Source organism: Microbacterium sp. (assembly GCF_036277215.1).
Classification (GTDB): Bacteria; Actinomycetota; Actinomycetes; order Actinomycetales; family Microbacteriaceae; genus Microbacterium.
The window spans coordinates 1-2,862 of sequence record NZ_DASUNI010000155.1 but is presented as its reverse complement, the minus strand read 5'-3'; the positions used below and the strand labels follow the sequence as shown (position 1 = coordinate 2,862).

Genomic DNA, 2,862 nt, shown 5'->3' with positions numbered 1-2,862 from the left:
CGGTGCTTGGGGTGATGTAGAGCTCGCTGGCGATCTCATTGTTGGTGCGGCCTTGGGCTACAGGCACGAGGACTTCCTCCTCGCGGGCGGTGAGCGGTTCTATCGGCTGCCTTGGTGGTGAGGTCTGTGCGTGGGCGAACGTTGCGAGCAGTCGGACAGTCACGCTGGGTGCGATCAGTGCGTCTCCGTCGGCGGCGGCGTGGATGGCCTGGGTCAGCAGGGCGGGTCCGGCGTCCTTGAGCAGGAACCCGCGGGCGCCGGCTTTGAGCGCCCCATGGACATACTCGTCGAGGTCGAAGGTGGTGATGACCACAATCGGCAGAGGGTCGGTGACGTCGGGGCCGGCGAGGCGTCGGGTGGCTTCGATGCCGTCCATCAGCGGCATCCGGATGTCGAACAGGCCGACGTCGGGGCGCAGCTGGAGCGCTAGGCGGCCTGCCTCGCGCCCGTCGGCGGCCGCGCCGACCACTTCGATGTCGGGCTGGGCGTCGAGCAGCATCGTCAGCCCGCTGCGCACGATGGGCTGGTCGTCGGCGATGAGCACCCTGATGCTCATCGTGGCGTCCCGGTCCGGGGCAGGACCGCCTCTACCCGCCAGCCCCGCTCGGCGGCGGGGCCTGCGTGGAAGGTGCCGCCGAGCAGTGAGGCGCGTTCCCGCATGCCGACCAAGCCGTAGCCCGCTGGGGCGCGGCCGCCGGCGGCGGAGCCGTCGTCCTCGATGGTCAGCCGTACCTGGTCGGCGTTGCCGGTGACGGCGACGGTGACTGGGGTCGCGTGGCGGGCGTGCCGTCGAGCGTTGGTGATGGACTCCTGGGCCAGGCGGTAGATCGCGGCCCCGACCGCCGGGCTGAGGTCGTCGAGCTTGCCGAACAGCGTCACCTTGACGCAGGGACGCGTCTGGCCATCGGTGGCGAGCTGCTCGACCTCGGCCACGCCGGGCTGCGGCGCGAACTCGGTTTCCTCTGTGGCGCGGAGCACGCCGACGATGGCGCGCAGCTCGGTGAGGGTGCGGGTCGCTGCGTCCTCGATGATGGCCAGGGCTTCGACGGCACGCTCGGGGTGGGAGGCCGCGATGGCACGACCTGCCTGGGCCTGGATGGCGATGCCCGAGACGTGGTGGGCGACGGTGTCGTGGAGCTCGCGGGCGAGCTGCTCGCGTTCGCGGGCCTTGGCTCGATCGATGTCGCGCATGCGGATCTTCGCGCGATAGCGGATCGCGGCGCCGAGCGCGGCGGCAAACAGGAAGAACGCGTACCCTGCGACCGTTTCCGCCAGGCTCACGGGGTCGACGACGTAGGTGATGGTGATGGTCAGCCAGAGCAGGATGACGGCGAGGCCGCTTGCGGCTTCCCGTCCGGAGCCCCACCGGAACAGGGCGTAAGCCAGGATCAGCGTCGCGGAGGTGCTGTTCAGCAGGTCGCCTTGCGACCCGGTGAGGATTCTGACGATATCGACGATCGTCAACGTGCCGAAGGAGACCGCAACGGCGACGAGCGGGTGGGTGCGTCGCCACAGCAGGGGGCCGAGGACCGCGAGCACTGCGATCAGGAGCAGCGGGCGCGGCGCCAGGTCCTGGCGAAGCACCACTTCCACCATCGACCAGCCGGCCAGTGCTGCGACCAAGGCCCAGTCCCGCGGCCCCCGGTCCGGGGCATTCGTGGGTCGAGGTTCGGCCCACAGCGAGCGGAGTGCACCGGTGGCCATCTGATCAGCCTAGGCAGCCCGCGTCCTCGATGTATCCGCCGAAAGTACGAGAGCCCGGCTGTGCCAACGGCCAGGTCGAATCAGGCTCCGGGCTGATGTGCCCACCGCCGGCATCCGTGATGGTGGAAGCACCCACCCAATCAAGCCAAGGAGCACTGGAATGAGATCACCTCAATCCCACATCGCGCCAGAGATTCCGCCGTACCGGAGCACGCTGGAAGTTCTGCGCATGCCCGTGCAGGCCAAACTTGCAGCGGCCTGGACCAGCTTCATGTTTCTCTACATCTACACCGACTACTTCCACCTCTACCAGCCCGGCGCCATCGACCAGATCCGGGGTGGCGACATCTTCGTGTTCGACATCAGCCCGACGTTCTTGACCGTTGGACTCGCGTCCGTGGCGATCCCGGCCTTGATGGTGATGCTCTCCACGACGCTGCCCGCCCGGGTGAACCGCGCCACGAACCTCGTCGTTGCCTCGCTCTACATCCCCTATTCGATGGTCAACGCGGCAGGGGCGTCCTGGGACTGGGCCTCCTTCTATGGCCTCTCCATCGGACTCGAGGTGCTGCTCCTCGCCTTCATCTTGCGCTCCGCCTGGACCTGGCCACGCCGCACCGCGTCACCGGCGACCCTGGCAGCCAGCGTCGACAGCGAGCCACTCCGCACGCCGCAGCAGGCATGACTGCCCGCCCCGCACGCGACCATCCTTCGCTCGCCCCACCCGCGGGCACGGTCACCTGCCTCAGCGTTCGCTGTTGATCACTCCGTCGCACCCCATCCCCAGAACGGTCCCGGTCATGATCGAGGCACGCGAGATCACCAAGCGCTACGGCGACACCACCGCCGTGCACTTCCACAGCTTCACGATCGCGCCCGGGACCGTGACAGGGTTCCTCGGCCCGAACGGTGCCGGCGTGCGGGGCCAGGTCCAGGCGGAGCGCAGGATGAAGGCCAGGAGCAGCACTTCGAGTCCGATGGAGAGGCCGTAGAAGTAGGTCCAGGACTCCCCTACCGCGTTGAACATCGAAACGGGGATGTACAGCGATGCCACGACGAGGTTCGTGGCGCGGTTCACCCGGGCGGGCAGCGTCATGGAGAGCATCACCATCAGGATCGGGATCGCCATCAGCGTGAGGAAGGCGGTCAACAACGTCT

At 68.2% G+C, this 2,862-nt stretch carries 3 protein-coding genes and 1 pseudogene; 2 read left to right on the top strand and 2 right to left on the bottom strand.

The annotated features are described in order from the left end of the window. Both VFX99_RS07960 and VFX99_RS07955 read right to left on the bottom strand, forming a co-directional pair. Positions 1–556 (bottom strand): response regulator transcription factor (locus VFX99_RS07960; protein ID WP_329665761.1); only part of this gene is annotated, 556 nt, incomplete at its 3' end. Further along, complete coding sequence (locus VFX99_RS07955) at positions 553–1,704, bottom strand: sensor histidine kinase (RefSeq protein WP_329665760.1); 1,152 nt, start codon at positions 1,702–1,704, stop codon at positions 553–555. The genes VFX99_RS07955 and VFX99_RS07960, both read right to left, overlap by 4 nt. Positions 1,705–1,864: 160 nt before the next feature. On the opposite strand from VFX99_RS07955, the gene VFX99_RS07950 reads away from it, so the two are divergent. Both VFX99_RS07950 and VFX99_RS17305 read left to right on the top strand, forming a co-directional pair. Then, on the top strand, positions 1,865–2,389 hold the full coding sequence (locus tag VFX99_RS07950; protein ID WP_329665759.1) for a DUF6326 family protein: 525 nt from the start codon (positions 1,865–1,867) through the stop codon (positions 2,387–2,389). Between the two features lie 115 nt (positions 2,390–2,504). Then, positions 2,505–2,621, top strand: a pseudogene (locus VFX99_RS17305) (ABC transporter ATP-binding protein); the annotation flags it as partial. Positions 2,622–2,862: the final 241 nt, after the last annotated feature.